Source organism: Cupriavidus sp. KB_39 (genome assembly GCF_052114485.1).
Classification (GTDB): Bacteria; Pseudomonadota; Gammaproteobacteria; order Burkholderiales; family Burkholderiaceae; genus Cupriavidus.
In genome coordinates, this window is sequence record NZ_JBFREV010000241.1 from 1 (window position 1) to 385 (window position 385).

Sequence of the window (385 nt, forward strand, 5' to 3'; positions counted from 1 at the left end):
GCGGAGTCGATCCAGCCAGGCGCGGTCTGGTTGGCCATCCGGCCCGGTCTGATTCCACAGCAGAAGCGCTTCTTCGGTAATCTGCCAGCGGTCGTTGACGATGCCCGGCAGCAACTCGGCAATGACGGCGTCATCGCCCGTCAGCAGCAAACGGGGGAGATGGGCGGCGCCCGGCTCCTGCAACGCTTGCTTGAGCCGGTCATATTCCGTCGATTCCAGTGCCACGGCGCCGGGCACCCGCCTGCCCCGGCGCGCTGCCGGATCGCGCTGGTGCGGCGTGTCTCGGGCCGATCGGGCGGCCAGCACCTTCCACGCCGCGGCGACCGGACCACGCATCAGGAGCACTGCGGCGCCCACGATCATCGCAATGACCGCTTGCCGCCGG

At 69.6% G+C, this 385-nt stretch carries 1 pseudogene; it reads right to left on the minus strand.

Features of this window, described 5'->3' with window-relative positions:
* Positions 1-385: pseudogene (locus AB4Z27_RS29755) on the minus strand (ImcF-related family protein); the annotation flags it as partial.